17 protein-coding genes are annotated in these 16,142 nt (G+C 31.3%); 13 read left to right on the top strand and 4 right to left on the bottom strand.

Going from position 1 to position 16,142, the window contains the following annotated elements; translation table 11 throughout:
* The first annotated feature begins 55 nt into the window (after positions 1-55).
* From E0E45_RS12010 to E0E45_RS11975, 8 genes are all read left to right on the top strand, one after another.
* A complete protein-coding gene (locus E0E45_RS12010; RefSeq protein WP_130891394.1) occupies positions 56-1,219 on the top strand; it encodes a trans-sulfuration enzyme family protein in 1,164 nt (387 codons plus the stop codon).
* Positions 1,220-1,221: 2 nt separating this feature from the next.
* The gene (locus E0E45_RS12005; RefSeq protein WP_130891393.1) at positions 1,222-2,460 is read left to right on the top strand and encodes an MFS transporter; all 1,239 of its coding nucleotides are present in this window, start codon (positions 1,222-1,224) and stop codon (positions 2,458-2,460) included.
* Positions 2,461-2,506: 46 nt separating this feature from the next.
* Positions 2,507-4,078, top strand: coding sequence for a glycine betaine ABC transporter substrate-binding protein (locus E0E45_RS12000; protein WP_130891392.1), 1,572 nt, complete (start codon positions 2,507-2,509; stop codon positions 4,076-4,078).
* Between the two features lie 13 nt (positions 4,079-4,091).
* Entirely contained in the window at positions 4,092-4,808 is a 717-nt protein-coding gene (locus E0E45_RS11995) for an ABC transporter ATP-binding protein (RefSeq protein ID WP_130891391.1), read from the top strand.
* Between the two features lie 62 nt (positions 4,809-4,870).
* Complete coding sequence (locus E0E45_RS11990; RefSeq protein ID WP_130891390.1) at positions 4,871-5,446, top strand: 2-oxoacid:acceptor oxidoreductase family protein; 576 nt, start codon at positions 4,871-4,873, stop codon at positions 5,444-5,446.
* A complete protein-coding gene (locus E0E45_RS11985) occupies positions 5,446-5,748 on the top strand; it encodes a 4Fe-4S binding protein (protein WP_130889507.1) in 303 nt (100 codons plus the stop codon). Before E0E45_RS11990 ends, E0E45_RS11985 begins: the two co-directional genes overlap by 1 nt.
* Positions 5,749-5,764: 16 nt before the next feature.
* Positions 5,765-6,943, top strand: a complete 1,179-nt coding sequence (gene porA / locus E0E45_RS11980) for a pyruvate ferredoxin oxidoreductase (protein ID WP_130889506.1) — start codon at positions 5,765-5,767, stop codon at positions 6,941-6,943.
* A gap of 12 nt (positions 6,944-6,955) precedes the next feature.
* Positions 6,956-7,900: a thiamine pyrophosphate-dependent enzyme gene (locus E0E45_RS11975; protein WP_005980661.1), complete on the top strand. Its 945-nt coding sequence runs from the start codon at positions 6,956-6,958 to the stop codon at positions 7,898-7,900.
* 107 nt (positions 7,901-8,007) lie between these two features.
* Here the strand turns inward: E0E45_RS11975 and E0E45_RS11970 are convergent, their stop codons facing one another.
* A complete protein-coding gene (locus E0E45_RS11970) occupies positions 8,008-8,760 on the bottom strand; it encodes an HAD family hydrolase (RefSeq protein WP_130891389.1) in 753 nt (250 codons plus the stop codon).
* Positions 8,761-8,769: 9 nt separating this feature from the next.
* Positions 8,770-10,101: an MATE family efflux transporter gene (locus tag E0E45_RS11965; RefSeq protein WP_130891388.1), complete on the bottom strand. Its 1,332-nt coding sequence runs from the start codon at positions 10,099-10,101 to the stop codon at positions 8,770-8,772.
* 223 nt (positions 10,102-10,324) lie between these two features.
* On the opposite strand from E0E45_RS11965, the gene E0E45_RS11960 reads away from it, so the two are divergent.
* The 4 genes from E0E45_RS11960 (at position 10,325) to nfsB (ending at position 12,603) form a co-directional block, all read left to right on the top strand.
* Complete coding sequence (locus E0E45_RS11960) at positions 10,325-10,735, top strand: hypothetical protein (RefSeq protein WP_130891387.1); 411 nt, start codon at positions 10,325-10,327, stop codon at positions 10,733-10,735.
* Positions 10,736-10,790: 55 nt separating this feature from the next.
* Entirely contained in the window at positions 10,791-11,318 is a 528-nt protein-coding gene (locus tag E0E45_RS11955) for a GNAT family N-acetyltransferase (RefSeq protein WP_130891386.1), read from the top strand.
* 1 nt (position 11,319) lies between these two features.
* Positions 11,320-11,757: a GNAT family N-acetyltransferase gene (locus E0E45_RS11950; RefSeq protein WP_130891385.1), complete on the top strand. Its 438-nt coding sequence runs from the start codon at positions 11,320-11,322 to the stop codon at positions 11,755-11,757.
* 192 nt (positions 11,758-11,949) lie between these two features.
* Positions 11,950-12,603 carry an oxygen-insensitive NAD(P)H nitroreductase gene (gene nfsB / locus E0E45_RS11945; RefSeq protein ID WP_130891384.1) on the top strand — a complete coding sequence of 218 codons (654 nt, stop codon included), beginning with the start codon at positions 11,950-11,952 and terminating at the stop codon, positions 12,601-12,603.
* A 143-nt stretch (positions 12,604-12,746) separates the two neighbouring features.
* On the opposite strand, the gene E0E45_RS11940 is transcribed toward nfsB, so the two are convergent.
* The gene (locus tag E0E45_RS11940; protein ID WP_130891383.1) at positions 12,747-13,481 is read right to left on the bottom strand and encodes an FMN-binding protein; all 735 of its coding nucleotides are present in this window, start codon (positions 13,479-13,481) and stop codon (positions 12,747-12,749) included.
* A 312-nt stretch (positions 13,482-13,793) separates the two neighbouring features.
* On the opposite strand from E0E45_RS11940, the gene E0E45_RS11935 reads away from it, so the two are divergent.
* Positions 13,794-14,411, top strand: a complete 618-nt coding sequence (locus E0E45_RS11935; RefSeq protein ID WP_130891382.1) for a DNA-3-methyladenine glycosylase — start codon at positions 13,794-13,796, stop codon at positions 14,409-14,411.
* Positions 14,412-14,451: 40 nt separating this feature from the next.
* Here E0E45_RS11935 and E0E45_RS11930 read toward each other — a convergent pair whose 3' ends face one another.
* Positions 14,452-16,029 (bottom strand): sensor domain-containing diguanylate cyclase, encoded by a 1,578-nt coding sequence (locus E0E45_RS11930; protein ID WP_130891381.1) that lies wholly within the window; start codon positions 16,027-16,029, stop codon positions 14,452-14,454.
* Between the last annotated feature and the right edge of the window lie 113 nt (positions 16,030-16,142).

The raw sequence follows: 16,142 nt of genomic DNA, 5'->3' as shown, positions 1-16,142 counted from the left end.
AAATTGATATATAATTATTTCAAAGATAAATAAAAGTATCATGGGAGATGGTTATATGTCTATAAAAGAAATGGAATTAGAAACAAAACTAGCTCATGGATGTCATACTCCAGATAGTGAAACAAGATCACTTACTTCACCTATATATCAGACAGCAACATATGGGGCTGTCAGTCAGGAAAATTTTGAAGATCTATGTTACAACTGGGGGCATGTTTATGCCAGAGAATCAAATCCTACAACTGATGAACTTGCGAGAACCCTTGCTCTGCTGGAAGGATGTGAAACTGGGGTAGTCACATCTTCTGGAATGGGAGCAGTAACTTCTATGTTTTTCAGTCAGGTAAAAAGTGGAGATCACATAATCTGTGCAAATGGAATGTTTTCTCATACAACACTTTTTGTAAAAGAATGTCTTATGAATTTTGGAGTAGAAGCAGATTTTGTAGATGCTACAGATTATAAAAATGTAGAAAAATGCTTGAAACCAAATACAAAGATAGTATATATAGAATCACCATTGAACCCTTCATTGAGATTGGTAGATATAGAAAAAATTGCAAAATTAAAAGAAAAGCAGGATTTTATATTTGTAGTAGACTCTACATTTGCACCAAATCCTATACAATATCCAACAAAATTAGGAGCAGATCTTGTTGTTCACAGCCTTACAAAATTTCTTAATGGACATGGAGATGCAATAGGAGGAGCAGTTCTTGGGAAAAGAGAACTTATTCATAAAATAAAATGGCCTTCTATGCCTTGTTTTACAGGAGCATGTCTTGCACCAATGACAGCATGGCTTATTCTCAGAGGAGTAAGAACACTAGACATGAGGGTAGAAAGACATTGCAAAAATGCTCTGGCAATAGCTGAATTCTTAGAAAATCATCCACTTGTTGAAAAAGTAAATTATCCAGGATTGAAATCTAGTCCAGACTATGAATTATGTCAAAAACAAATGAATGGAATGGGAGGAGGAATGCTTTCATTTACATTGAAAAAAACTGGAACAGATGAAGAAACAGTGGCTATGACAAAGAAATTTATAAATAAAGTAAAATTAATAACTATTGCTACAAGTCTTGGAGAAGGACATACTCTTATATCTCTTTATGATGGAGGACTTGTAAGGATAGCAGTAGGGCTGGAAAAAGACAGTGATCTTATAGGGGATTTAAGAGATGCCTTAGATGCAGTAAATGAGGGGGAAAGATAATTATGAATGATAGATTTAAAAAAATTATAATCGTGTTTATGATAGGATTTGCAACAACAGCTATGTATAGCCTGCCTTATATGAAATCAGTATTTTATGATCCAATGAGAGAAGCTCTAAGCTTAAATCATAAGCAATTGGGAAATTTATTGAGTATATATGGAATAGTGGCAACAGTTTCGTATTTTCCAGGTGGTTGGCTTGCTGATAAATATTCAGCTAAAAAACTTGTTTCTTTTTCTTTGGTATCAACAGGAATTTTAGGTATGTGGATGGCAATGGCACCAAGTTATCCTATTCTGTGTATAATATTCTTTCTATTTGGAATAACTACTATTCTTACATACTTTGCTGCAATAATTAAAGTAATAAGAATGCTTGGAGATAGTTCAGAGCAAGGAAGATTATTTGGACTTTATGAAGGATTTGGAGGAGTAGCTGGAACTGTACTTTCATTTGGAGGACTATATTTCTTCTCAAAATTTGCAAATATTGTAGAGGGATTTAAAGCAGCTACTATAATGTATTCAGTTTGTTCAATGATTTGCGGAGTTATACTTTTCATAGCAATAAAAGAAAGAGAAGTAGAAAAGAAAGAACAGGTAAAATTTACAAGCTTGATAAAAGCTGTAAGAATGCCAAAAGCATGGCTTATAAGTGCAATAATTTTCTCAGCATATATGGTATTCTCAAGTTTGACTTACCTCAATCCATACATGACAGAGGTATTTAAAATGTCTATGGCTCTAGTTTCGTTCGTTGCTATTGGTAGAACATATGTTATAAAATTCATAGCTTCTCCATTAGCTGGAGTAATAGCAGATAAAATTGGTTCTTCAACAAAATGTCTTTTTGGAGGATTTATTCTAGTAACAGTAACACAAGCAGTATTTTTAATCACACCAGGAAATCCATCATTAGTGTATGTAGCTCTTGTGAATATGCTTGTTCTTACAATATTGATGTTTGCTTTTAGAGGAATCTACTTTGCAACTGTAGATGAATCAAATATTCCTCTTAATGTAACAGGAATAGTAGTAGGATTTGTATCAGTGATTGGATTCCTTCCAGATGCTTTCTACTATACATTAGTTGGAAGCTGGCTGGATAAATATGGGAATACAGCATATAAATATGTTTTTTCACTTTCATTGGCATGCAGTATTTTAGGAATAATAGCATCTTATGCACTATTGAGAATAGTGAGCAGAGAGAAAAAAGAAGAGATTATAAATCAATAATAAATATTATATTTATGTTTAACAGGGGAAGGGGGAGAAAAATATTATGGAATTTTTAGAATATATTTTAAAAATACATAAAGAGATATTCTTTTTCTCCTGTGAACATATATTTCTGTCTTTCGTGGCTATTATAATGGCAGTGGTCATAGGAATTCCTATGGGAATAATTATAACTTACTATCAAAAAGCAAGAAAGACAATACTTGGAGCAATAAATATCATACAGGCAGTACCAAGTATGGCACTTTTCGGCTTTCTGATTCCAATCATAGGGATAGGAAAACTCCCTGCAATAATAATTGTTGTCCTCTATTCACTCCTTCCAATAGTAAAAAATACATATATAGGTTTAGAAGGAATAAATCCTCTTACTATTGAAGCAGCTGAGGGGATAGGAATGACAAAGTATCAGATTTTACAGAAAGTTCAGCTTCCTTTGGCTCTGCCAGTAATAATGGGAGGAGTGAGAATAGCAGTAGTAACATCTGTAGGGCTTATGACTATTGCTGCTTTTGTAGGAGCAGGGGGACTAGGTTATTTGGTATTTTCAGGAATAAGGACAATAAATAATTATCAGATTTTAGCAGGAGCTATACCTGCTTGTATATTAGCACTGCTGATAGATTATTTTACTGGAGTTTTGGAAAAAGCAGTTATTCCCATTGGAATACAGCTGAATAAGAAAAGATCTATTTTTAATAATAGGAAAAGGAAAAGAATACTGGCATTGACAATGTTTGTTGGAATATTTTTTACAGTAATTTTTTCAGGAATGGTGACTATGTACAAACCTTCTAGTGAAAAAGTTATTGTTATGGGGAGTAAAGAGTTCACTGAAGGGGAAATACTGGCAAATATAATGGCTGTAATGATAGAGGAAAAAACAGATATATCTATAGATAGAAGATTTGCTCTTGGAGGAACACAAATATGTTTCAATGCTCTAAAGAGTAATGAAATAGATATGTATGTTGATTATACAGGAACTGTATATGGAGATACTTTAAAATATCCACCTATTCAAGATATGGAAAAAGTATATGATACAGTGAAAAAAGATATGAAGGAAAAATATAATATAGAGGTTTTACAGCAGTTGGGATTTAATAATACTTATGCTCTAGCTGTGAGAAGGGATACTGCTGAAAAGTATAATTTGAAAACAATAAGTGATTTAGAAAAAATAGCAAAAAATCTTACTTTATCAGCAAGTCTTGAATTTCTTAATCGAAAAGATTGTTATATAGGATTAAGTAAAAAATATAAATTAGGTTTTAGAAAAGTAATAGGTATAGATGGAAGTTCTAAATATCTTGCTTTGACAAATAAAGAGAGTGATGTAATAGATGTATATACAACAGATGCTCTTCTTCAAAAACTTGATTTAGTAGTATTGGAAGATGACAGATATTTCTTTCCACCATACTATGCTGTTCCTCTTGTAAGAGATGAAACAATAGAAAAATATCCAGAAATAGTTCCAATAATAGAGGAATTACAAAATGTATTAAATGATAAAGTCATATCTTCTCTTAATTATAAAGTAGAAAATCTTGGAAAGAAACCAAATGAAGCAGCACTGGAATTTATAGAAGAATATAAACTTTTGAAATAGGAAGGGATATAAAATGATAGAATTCGTTGATGTAAATAAAAAATTTGGAGAATATCATATAATAAAAAACCTTTCTTTAACAATAGAAAAAGGGAAAATTACAGTGTTAATAGGTTCTAGTGGTTGTGGAAAGACTACAACTTTGAAAATGATAAATAAGCTTATTCTTCCTACTTCAGGAAAAATATATATAGATGGGGAAAATATTTCTCAAAAAGACACCATCAAATTGAGAAGAAATATAGGATATGTAATACAGCAGACAGGACTTTTTCCACACATGAATGTAAAAGAGAATATAGAACTTATTGCTAAAATAGAAAATATAGATAAAAATAAAATAAATGCAAGAACAAAAGAACTTATGAAAATAATAAATCTTGACTATGAGACATTTTCTGAGAGATATCCTCTGGAACTTAGCGGGGGGCAACAGCAGAGAGTGGGAGTAGCCAGAGCTTTTGCTCTTGATCCAGGAATAATACTTATGGATGAACCCTTTAGTGCAGTTGATCCAATAAGCAGAAGACAGCTTCAGGATGAACTCATAGCTATTCAGAAAAAATTTGAAAAGACAATTGTTTTTGTAACTCATGATATTCAGGAAGCTGTAAAAATAGCTGATAAAATATGTCTTTTAAATAATGGAGAGATAATGCAATATGATACACCTAAAAATATCATTAAAAATCCTAAAAATGATTTTGTCAGAAAATTTATAAATGGTTAAATTTTAAGATATCAAGAATGGAATCCGTTCTTAATAAATAAATTTGCAAAGGAAGGAGATTTATGAAAGAAATTTGTGAAATAAGATGGCATGGAAGAGGTGGACAAGGAGCCAAAACAGCTTCTTTACTATTGGCAGATGCAGCATTCAGTGGTGGAATGTTCGTTCAAGGGTTCCCAGAGTATGGACCTGAAAGAATGGGAGCTCCTATTACCGCTTACAATCGTATCTCTAAAGATAGAGTTACTGTTCACTCTAATATCTATGAACCTGATTTTGTAGTTGTTGTTGATGAAACTCTTATTGAAAGTGTAGATGTTACTAAAGGTCTTAAAGAGGATGGAGCTATCATTATCAATAGTTCTAAGCCTGCTTCTGAATTTAAAGCTCTTTTAAAAGGATACAAAGGAAGAGTATGTACTTGTGATGCAAGAACTATTTCTGAGGAAACTCTTGGGAAAAACTTCCCTAACACTCCTATGCTTGGAGCAGTTGTAAAAGTAAGTGGAGTTATGGAAGAAAAAGCTTTCCTAGAAGCAATGGAAAACTCTTTTGCGCACAAATTTGCAAGTAAACCAGAAGTACTAAAAGGAAATATGGCTGCATTAGTACGTTCTATGAATGAGGTGAAAGAATAATGAAAAATAAAGCTGGTGTACCAATTACTGAAGATATTAGCTGGAGAGATATAACTCCTGGTGGAGTAGTTTATGAAGCTGGAAGTGCTCAGCACTTCAGAACAGGGGACTGGAGATCAATGAAACCAGTTCTTTTGAGAGATAAATGTATTGACTGTCTTCTATGTGTTCCTTGCTGCCCAGATTCAGCAATACCTGTAAAAGATGGAAAAAGATTAGAGTTTGATATGGATCATTGCAAAGGATGTGGAATTTGTGTTAAAGCATGTCCATTCAAAGCAATAGAATTGATAAAAGAGTAGTTCGGAGGTAGAATTAATGAGTATAAGAGAAAGAATGTCAGGAAACGAAGCTATTGCAATAGCAATGAGACAAATAAATCCAGATGTAGTACCTGCTTTTCCAATCACTCCATCAACAGAGATACCACAATATTTCTCTCAATATGTTGCTGATGGATCAGTAGACAGTGAATTTATTCCAGTAGAATCAGAGCACAGCGCTATGTCGGCTGCAATGGGATCACAAGCAGCAGGAGCTAGAACTATGACTGCTACTTCATCATGCGGACTTGCATTGATGTGGGAAATGCTTTATGTTGTAGCTTCTGCAAGACTTCCTGTAACTTTAGCATGTGTTAACAGAGCTCTTACAGGACCTATCAATATCAATGCAGACCATAGTGATTCTATGGGTGCAAGAGATGCTGGATGGATTCAGCTATACAGTGAAACAAATCAAGAAGCTTATGACAATATGCTTCAAGCTAACAGAATAGGAGAACATCCAGATGTTCAACTTCCTGTTATGGTATGTCAAGATGGATTCATCACAAGCCATGCTGTTGAAAATATAGAATTATTAGAAGACGACAAAGCTAAAGCTTTTGTTGGAGAATACAACCCAGAAGATTATCTTCTAAATGCTAAAAGACCTACAGCAGTAGGACCATATGATATTGTTTCTTACTATATGGAACATAAAGTAAGCCAAGCTCATGCTATGATGAATGCTAAAAAAGTAATTCTTGAAGTAGCAGCAGAATATGAAAAACTTACTGGAAGAAAATATGGACTGTTTGAAGAATATAAATTAGATGATGCAGAAGTTGCAATAGTGGTTATCAACTCAACTGCTGGAACAGCTAAAGCAGCTATAGAAGAAATGAGAAAAGAAGGTAAAAAAGTTGGACTTCTAAAAATCAGAGTATTCAGACCATTCCCAATGGAAGAAATAGCACAAGCGCTTAAAAATGTAAAAATGGTAGCAGTAATGGATAAATGCGAAGGATTCTCAGCAGCTGGAGGACCAGTATTTGCAGAGGTAAGATCAGCTCTTTATGACTGCAGCCCAAGACCAAAAATGATCAACTATGTATATGGACTTGGAGGAAGAGATATAACTGTAAATCATATAAAAGAGATCTTTAATACTCTATTGGCAGAGAAAGATCAAGAAGTAAAAGATACATATAGACATTTTGGTGTAAGAGGGTAGGAGGAAAGGAATATGGCATATAATTTCAAAAAAGAAATGGAAAAACCTGAAAGACTTACTGGAGGACACAGAATGTGTGCAGGGTGTGGAGCACCAGTAGCAGTAAGAGGAGTATTAAGAGCATTAAAAGAGGAAGATGAGGCAGTAATATGCAGTGCAACAAGCTGTCTTGAAGTATCAACTTTCCTTTATCCATATACAGCATGGAAAGATTCATTTATTCACTCAGCATTTGAAAATGCAGCAGCAACAATAAGTGGAGCCCAGACAGCATACAAAGTATTAAAGAAAAAAGGAAAAATAGATGAATCATATAAATTCATAGCTTTTGGAGGAGATGGAGGAACTTATGATATAGGATTCCAATCACTTTCAGGAGCAATGGAAAGAGGACATGATATGGTTTATGTATGTTATGACAATGAAGCATATATGAATACAGGTATCCAAAGATCATCAGCAACACCTATAGGAGCAGATACAACTACAACTCCAATAGGAAAAGAAAGCGCAGGAAAACCACAGGGAAGAAAAGATCTTACAGATGTAATATCAGCCCACAATGTGGCATATGTTGCTCAAACAACATTTATAGGAAACTTCAAAGACCTTCATGAGAAAGCAGAAAAAGCAATCTATACAGAGGGAGCAGCATTCCTAAATATATTAGCACCATGCCCAAGAGGATGGAGATATGAAGGTGAAGACCTGATGGAAATGTGTAAACTGGCAGTAGAAACTTGCTACTGGCCACTATTTGAAGTAATAGATGGAGAATGGAAATTAAGCTACAGACCAAAAGTAAAACTGCCTGTAGAAGAATTTTTGAAAAAACAAGGAAGATTCAAGCATCTATTTAAACCACAAAACAGACATATCATAGATAGAATTCAAAAAGATGTGGATTTGAAATGGGAAAGACTTCTTAAAAGATGTGGAGAAGAATTAGATAAATAGTCTGCACAACCAAAATAATATAAAGGGGTGGTCTTAGACCACCCCGCTCCTTTTTAAAGGTAAAATTATAAAAAATGTATTGAGAGTACATTCTAACTACTGTTAAATCAGCTATATTTTTTTAAAAGAGAAGCAACATCAAAAAATATCTCTCTAGCTATTTTCTTTATATCTTCATTTCCATGTTCCACAGTAAATCCGTTGTATTTCTGAACCATTTCTATATCATTGTATGAATCTCCAATGACAAGAATATCATCTACATTGCTTATTTCCCTACATATAAAGTCTATTCCAGTAGATTTATTCATACCATTGGCAACAATATCTACATTGAGAACATTTGCATAAGCTGCAAGTGAACTGCGGAATTTAGTATTAAGATCAATTACAAGCTCAGCAACTCTCTCTTCTTTATCAAATTTTTTATGAAGTTGAACCACATCTTTTATAGATGAAATATGTACTCTATCCAGAATGATATCAGTTGGATTATGATTGTCAATTCCTCTATTATTCATGATTTTTATTGTTCTTTCTTTTTCTATTATTTCAAAAGAATTTTCATAGTTTTCACAGATATATTCTATAATTTCTTCTATCATTTGATTTGAGATACATTTAGAAAAAATTATATTTTTTTCTTTATCAAGAATTACAGCTCCATTATTACATATATAATAATCGGGCTTTAAAGAAAAATTTTCCATCTGCTCAATTATAGACTTCTTATGTCTTCCAGTAGTGATAATAAAAAGGTTTCCTTCAACCTGCCATTTGTTCACAGCATCAAGATTTTCCTTTGTGATATTTCTGTCCACATAAAGTGTCCTGTCAAAATCACTAAAAAGTAGTTTCATATTTCCCCCTTATACAAAACGCTTGCTCTCCCATTTTCGACTTTTCCATCTAAGGAGCATTGCTATAGCCCGACACCACTCATCAGCAGCATTGGCTATCCATATTCCAACAAGTCCCCATCCTAATTTTATTCCCAATATATATGAGAAAAGAACAGCAACAATAAAAATAAATATTATTCCCATGAACATAGGGAACTTTATATCCCCAGCAGCATGGAGTGAGTTGATTATAACAATATTGAATACTCTCCCTACTTCTAATATTATCATCAAAGGAAATACTTTTAAAGATATTTCCAGTATTGCAGGGTCAGTTGTAAAAATACCCATTATATTTCTTTTAAAAATTACAACTATTGAGGTAACAACAAAAGCTAAGACTATTGATAGTTTTAAACTTTTGAAGCATTTTTTATAAGCTTCTTCAGGTTCATGAGCTCCTACCAGCTGACCTACCTGTATTGCAGTTCCCTGTCCCAGTGAGATAGAGAAAGTCATTACAAAGGTAGCAACTAGCATAAGATAAGTACGAGAAGCTATATAGCTTGTACCTAGAGCATTTACCATTGAAAGAATCATAAGCTGTCCTATATTCCATGCAAGGTTTTCACCAGCTGTTGGTATACCAATAGAAAGAAGATTTTTTATAACATTAAAAGGAAATGGAGATATATATTTTTTCTTGAATCTAAATTTGCAGTATCTCATCATAACTATAAGCCCAACAACACAACCCAATCCTCTTGAAACAACAGTAGATATACCAACTCCTGTAGCCCCTAGTATAGGCATTCCAAACCATCCAAAGATAAACATACCATTTCCGAGAATATTTAATAGATTGACTCCTATATTTACATAAAGCATAGGTTTTGGATTTCCATGACTTTTCATAATAGCTCCACAAGTAAGTGTTATAGCTTGAAATACGCAAAGACCTCCAACCAGTTTAAAATAAGTTTTTCCTATACCAATAAGCTCTGCAGGGAGTTTTATTTTTATTAAAATGCTGTTCCAGAATATGAAATAGATAAGGCCCATAACTATGCCTAAAGCAATATTAAAAAGAACAGACACACTGATAACTTCTTTAATTTTTTTTCTGTTTCTAGCACCAATATATTGGGCTATAAGAATACTTGTAGCAAGAGAGATAAAACCAAATATTACATTTTGAATATTTAATACCTGGCTGATACCTCCAACAGCTCCAACAGCTTTATCACTATATTTTCCAAGCATGATAGTATCAATATTTCCTACAACATTTACCAGAAGAAGCTCTAAAAAAATTGGTATAGTCAAGGACATAAGTGATTTGATTTTAATTTTTTCCATTTAAAAATCTCCCCATTGTTTTTATTCATAATATTATTATGACAGTATTTTATAGCATTTCTGAAAAATAAGCTATAAAATTTTTAATTTCCCTTTAAATACCAGTGAAAGCTCTAAAATTTTGACTTTTTGTATCTGAAAGGGATATAATAGTTTTTATTTCTATTTTTTAATAGATATGCTATAATATTCATTAATATAAAGATAAAGTGAGGAAAAGAAAATGGAAATAATAAGTAAGGATAAACCAAAAGGATTAGCCTATTCAAAACATAAAAAATTAAAAAAAGCAAAAAGACTTGAAGAAGAGAAAAAATTCAAAAGACTGACTGAAAATAAAAGAAAAAATGCTGAAAGCAGAAAAGAGAGAGCTATAGAAAAAGAATCTGTAGATAAGATAGCAGAAGTAGCTATATTAGGGTACAATAAAGGAATGCTTCTTATTAATATAGAGGGAAAAGAGGAAAAAAGAGCTCTTTTATTTGATAAAAAAACAGTGACCAAAAGCAATCTTGAAAGAGAAATAAGAAACTTTGAAGTGAAGCTTTATGGAGATAATTGGAAAATATCAATTTTGAAAGGTTTTCAGGAAATGAAGGACGAACTTATTTGGAAGTTGTCTGAGGAAATTTAAAGTTAAGTCCATGCTGTTTTAGTATGGATTTTATACTATTATTGGAGGAATAACTATGAAAGAATACATACTGAAAAATGGAAAAAAACTTGTAGTAAGACTGGCTGAAGAAAAAGATGCAGAAGGTCTTTTAGTGCATATAAATCAAGCTGGAAGAGAAACTGATTTTCTTGGATTTGGAAAAGAAGGGTATGATAAGAATATTGAACAGGAAAAGGCAGTTATAAAATCATTTACTTCAAAGAATTTTATGCTTGTAGCTGTAATAGATGACGAAATAATAGCAAGCTGCAGTATTGGAGCAAGGGAAGAGAGAATAAGATTAAAACATATGGGAAATCTAGGAATATGTGTTCAAAAGAAGGCTTGGGGACTTGGTGTAGGAAATTATTTGATGGAGTATGCTCTGGAAAAAGCTAAAGAAGGAGGTCTTACAAAAGTAAATCTTGATGTAAGAGTAGATAATGAAAAAGCTATCCAGCTATATGAAAAATTCGGATTTGAAAAAGAGGGGACTATAAAAAAATGTCTTCTCATAGATGGAGTATACTATGACAATTATATAATGGGAAGGGAGGTTTAAGATGATTTTTGGAGTAGATAAGAAATGCTATGGAGAGCTTATAGAAGTATGGGAAAAATCTGTGAGAGCTACTCATGATTTTCTTAGTGAAAAAGATATAGAAGATATAAAAAGAGAAATTCCTATGTATTTTGATGCAGTGGAAATGCACTGTACTAAAAATACTGAAGGAAGGATAACTGGATTTATAGGAACAGCAGACAGAAAAATAGAAATGCTTTTTGTAGACCCAGAATATTTTGGAAAGTCTTTAGGGAAAACTCTTATAAAATATGCTATGGAAAATGGGGATATAGATGAAGTAGATGTCAATGAACAGAATGATAAAGCTTTTAAATTTTATCTGCATATGGGATTTGAAGTGATATCAAGAGATGAACTTGACAGTATGGGTAATCCTTTTCCAATACTGCATATGAAAGCAAAAAAGATGGTGTAAAAACCATCTTTTTTTATTAAAAAGTATGAAATATTTTGTAAATAATAACTTTCTATTTAGATTTTTTTAGTGTAAATTTTAATTAAGAAGAAAAAAGGATATCTCCATAATTGATTGAATTAATATAAGAACAACTATATATAAATATTAACTAAAGATAATAGATTAGACTAAATTTTGGAGGCACTAATTATGAATATTTTAAATGTATTAAAAACACGTTACTCAACAAAGATATTTGATAAAACTAAAAAACTAACTGAAGAACAAATTTCTCAACTTGAAGACTTACTTCAGTTTTCTCCATCTTCAACAAATATTCAACCTTGGTATTTTATTCTCACTACAACTGATGAAGGTAAAAAAAGAATTACTAATAGTACACAAGGTTCTTATTTTTTCAATGAGAAGAAAATTCTAGATGCAAGTGCAGTTATTATTTTTGCTTCACAGGTTGATTTAACAGATGAGCTTCTTAATAAAGTACTTGAAAAAGAAGATGCTGATGGAAGATTTTTACAAAAGGAATTTAAAGAACAAAATCACAATGGAAGAAGGTTTTTTGCTAATATGCATAAATTTGATTATAAAGATTTTCAGCACTGGACAGATAAACAAGTGTATCTTAACTTAGGAAACTTTTTATTAGGTGTGGCTGCTCTTGGGTTAGATGCAGTTCCAATGGAAGGGTTTGATTCTAAAGTTATTGATGAAGAATTTGGACTTCGTAAAAAAGGTTATACTTCAACAATTATTGTATCAGTTGGTTATCATAGTGAAGACGATTTTAACAAAAAATTGCCTAAATCAAGACTTTCTAAAAAAGATATTATAGAAAGAGTTTAATTTGAAATTATTTCTAAGTTTCTGCTACTGTTTTTTAATTTTCTAAAGCTATATTTTTCCATATTAAAACAGCTTCCTATGATATATTTATTTGTCATAGAAAGCTGTTATTAATTTTAATTTGTAGAAATTATTTCACAGAATTATTTTGAAGCTGGAAGAGTTACTTCTACACGATTGCCATAAGCATTTTTGATAGCTCCAAGAATATCTCCATGAGCATCTCTTATACTCATAGTAGCTCCAGCTACTAAGTCAACAAGTTCTTTTTTCTCAGATTCAGATAATTTGCTGAATTTTTCTTTATCTTTTTCATTTTTGCTTTTTTCTCTTAAAGGTCTTCCATTTACATCAGAAGCTGATTTAGCAAACCAAGCTTCTATTTCAGCTACAGTTTTACCTTTAAAGAATTCTTGATAGAAATCCATTTGTTTATCCCATTCATTTCTAGGATTCATTCCATAGTCTTTTCCACGTTCACGTTTAGTTTTCCAACCATTTACTTCAGCAGTTATATTTTCTACTGTATTTTCAGATACTCCAGTAACATTTCCAGACTCGTGATCAGTTACATTGTATCCAGCTGTTCCAGGCCATCCAGAAAAATGTGGCATTGATGATCCATCATAGTTTGGAGTACTTAATTCAAGAGCATCTACTACAATATTGATTATTCTTCCATTTTCATCAAATAGTCCAGAAGCAGTAACATAGTTAAGACTGTATACTTCTACTCCTTTACTGTCTTTACCAGGACCTACACGAAAATTAGCTGCTTTTCCAAGACCTTGATAAACTTTTGCTTCAGCAGAAAGATTAAAACTCATTCCTAAAAATAGACTTCCAGCTAAAAGGGTATAAATTGATTTTTTTAACATATATCCTCCTTGATTGAAATTAGAATAAAATATACTTAAATTATATAGAAAAAACTATAGTAAATCAATGAAAGTTATATAAAATACAAAATTTATATAATTATTAAAATCCTATTAGAAAGATTAAACTATAAAAATAGCTTTAAAAATTAGAAATATAAATACTTTTAAGGTGATAGAGTGTATGTACAAGTATAAATAAAATATATATATATTGTAATAAGTATAAAATTATATCCATTATTGAAAAAATAAATATTTTCAAATGGAAAATTTTGGTATAATTAAGAAAAAGAATAATAGGAGAAATATATGATATTAAATAGAGAGTTTTATATAAGAGATGCTGTGACTGTGGCAAAGGAACTTTTAGGTAAGGTATTGGTTAAGAAGAGGGGAAGAAAACTCTTTAAGGGGAGAATAACAGAGGTAGAAGCATACATGGGAGCAGAGGATAAAGCAAGTCATTCATATAATAACAGAAGAACAAGCAGAACAGAAGTTATGTACAAAGAGGGAGGATATTCCTATGTGTTTTTAATCTATGGTATGTATGATTGCTTTAATGTAACTGCTTCTGTAAAAGATAATCCTCAAGCTGTTCTTATCAGAGGAGTAGAGCCTATTGAAAATAAAGAACTGATGATGGCTGAAAGAAAAGTAAAAAAAGAAAAGGATATATCTAATGGACCAGGGAAATTAACAAAGGCATTAGGAATAACAAAAGAAGATAATGGAATTGATTTAACAGGTAAAAAAACTCTTTGGATAGAAGATGATGGATATGTTCCAGAGAAAATAACTGAAACTACCAGAATAGGAATAGATTACGCTGAAGAAGATGCTCTGAAACCTTGGAGATTCTATATAACAAACAGCATTTATGTATCTAAAAAAATAGAAGTAAAGAAAAAAGAAGTCAAAATATAATGGCTTCTTTTTTTAGCAGAAGGAGTTTCTGCTATACCTATTATTCAAATGGTAAGAAATAAATTTGTGATTTTCCTCTTCTTTTTGCTTCATAGAGAGCTACATCACTTTGTTTGATAAGTTTGTCTAAGTCAATAACTTTGTTATAAGCTGTAGTTATACCTATACTTGAACTCAAATGAATGAAGTTAGTTTTATTTATGTAAGCTTCTTTCAAGTCTTTGATTACAAGAGAAGCTTTATCCATTATTTTTTCTATATCCCATTCTCCCAATGAAACTATGAGAAATTCATCTCCTCCAATACGAGCTATTAAATCTTCTGGAAAAATTTTTTTAAGAATAGATGAGGTAAGTACTAATATTTCATCTCCCACTTGATGTCCATATATATCATTTATAGATTTAAAATTATCAAGATCCATATATAAAATAGTGATTTGATTGACTTTTTTAAAGTGCTTTATATATTCATATAAGTAACGACGATTGTATAATCCAGTGAGATAATCAGTATTAGAAGTATGAATGAGTTTGCTTTCTAATTCTCTTTCTTTAGTTATATCACGGAAAATACACAATTTTCCTATTTCTTTCTGGAATGTATCTAAAATTATTTTTTCATGACAACTTAATATCTGAAGCTTTGAATTTTTTTGATTATTACATTCAAAACATCCATTTTTATCTGTTGTAGTAACTAAAGTTAAACTTTCTTTTAACCAATTTCTGTAGTTATGTTTAACAATAACATCTTTTTCAATATTAAAATATTCAACAAACTTATTATTAACATTGATTATTTCACCATTATTATTGCAAATCAATATTGCAAACTGCATAGTATTGATAATAAGCTGCAGCTCTATATCAATATTTTCTAAATCAGTGATGTCATGGGCTATTCCTACAGTTCCCATCATCTCTCCATCTTCATCATATAAAGGAGATTTATATGTATTCAGACGACGGAATCCATTTCTATTTTTTACTTTTTCATATAATAAAATAGTCTTTCCAGCTTTACGAACATCTTCCTCACTTTCCATACAGATATATCCACCTTTTTCATACTCAGGCCTTGGAATATCCCAGATAGTGAAGTGATCCTGTCCCTCTATTTTTTCCCTTGATTTTCCTATGATATTACAAAAAGCGTCATTAACTTTTAGATGAATACCTCTGTTATCTTTAAACCATACCATATCAGGAATACTATTTATTAGTGTGTTAAGATAATTTTCAGCTAGATTTTTATCTTTTTTCAGCTTTACTCCATCAACTATTTTTTCCATTCTAAATAGTATTTCATTTTCAGATAGTGAAGAAAACCAGATATCATCTGCAAAATTAAAAAGAGCATCATTAGAAGTGAGAATACTATGCTCTAGGATATAGATTAATATTGTATTAGTTTTCATAAGTTTTTTTAATTTTTCTGCTTCATAGCCATCAGAATGAAGAACTAAAAGAATACCAGCTTTTTCAATATCTTCATCTTTTAAATCATGATATTTGATTAAATCATAACTAAAATTTTCTCTCGTTTTTAAGTTATTCATTGCTGTATCAATATGAGAGTTGTCAGGGTACAAAATTTTTAAAGCTGCATTGTACATAACTGCTCCTTGTATTTTTAAGTTAAATTTTATTCTATTATTGGAATTAAAGTTTTTATACTTAACTGTTTATATATTAATATAAGTATATCCCCAAAATCAGATATTGTCAA

This window comes from Fusobacterium ulcerans ATCC 49185 (assembly GCF_900683735.1).
Lineage (GTDB): Bacteria > Fusobacteriota > Fusobacteriia > Fusobacteriales > Fusobacteriaceae > Fusobacterium_A > Fusobacterium_A ulcerans_A.
Note: the sequence above shows the minus strand (reverse complement) of the source record. Positions and strands in the feature narration are given on the sequence as shown.

Coding starts and splice junctions, on each gene's coding strand:
- E0E45_RS12010 (WP_130891394.1), top strand. CDS start 56: ATGTCTATAAAAGAAATGGAATTAGAAACAAAACTAGCTCATGGATGT.
- E0E45_RS12005 (WP_130891393.1), top strand. CDS start 1,222: ATGAATGATAGATTTAAAAAAATTATAATCGTGTTTATGATAGGATTT.
- E0E45_RS12000 (WP_130891392.1), top strand. CDS start 2,507: ATGGAATTTTTAGAATATATTTTAAAAATACATAAAGAGATATTCTTT.
- E0E45_RS11995 (WP_130891391.1), top strand. CDS start 4,092: ATGATAGAATTCGTTGATGTAAATAAAAAATTTGGAGAATATCATATA.
- E0E45_RS11990 (WP_130891390.1), top strand. CDS start 4,871: ATGAAAGAAATTTGTGAAATAAGATGGCATGGAAGAGGTGGACAAGGA.
- E0E45_RS11985 (WP_130889507.1), top strand. CDS start 5,446: ATGAAAAATAAAGCTGGTGTACCAATTACTGAAGATATTAGCTGGAGA.
- porA (WP_130889506.1), top strand. CDS start 5,765: ATGAGTATAAGAGAAAGAATGTCAGGAAACGAAGCTATTGCAATAGCA.
- E0E45_RS11975 (WP_005980661.1), top strand. CDS start 6,956: ATGGCATATAATTTCAAAAAAGAAATGGAAAAACCTGAAAGACTTACT.
- E0E45_RS11970 (WP_130891389.1), bottom strand. CDS start 8,760: ATGAAACTACTTTTTAGTGATTTTGACAGGACACTTTATGTGGACAGA.
- E0E45_RS11965 (WP_130891388.1), bottom strand. CDS start 10,101: ATGGAAAAAATTAAAATCAAATCACTTATGTCCTTGACTATACCAATT.
- E0E45_RS11960 (WP_130891387.1), top strand. CDS start 10,325: ATGGAAATAATAAGTAAGGATAAACCAAAAGGATTAGCCTATTCAAAA.
- E0E45_RS11955 (WP_130891386.1), top strand. CDS start 10,791: ATGAAAGAATACATACTGAAAAATGGAAAAAAACTTGTAGTAAGACTG.
- E0E45_RS11950 (WP_130891385.1), top strand. CDS start 11,320: ATGATTTTTGGAGTAGATAAGAAATGCTATGGAGAGCTTATAGAAGTA.
- nfsB (WP_130891384.1), top strand. CDS start 11,950: ATGAATATTTTAAATGTATTAAAAACACGTTACTCAACAAAGATATTT.
- E0E45_RS11940 (WP_130891383.1), bottom strand. CDS start 13,481: ATGTTAAAAAAATCAATTTATACCCTTTTAGCTGGAAGTCTATTTTTA.
- E0E45_RS11935 (WP_130891382.1), top strand. CDS start 13,794: ATGATATTAAATAGAGAGTTTTATATAAGAGATGCTGTGACTGTGGCA.
- E0E45_RS11930 (WP_130891381.1), bottom strand. CDS start 16,029: ATGTACAATGCAGCTTTAAAAATTTTGTACCCTGACAACTCTCATATT.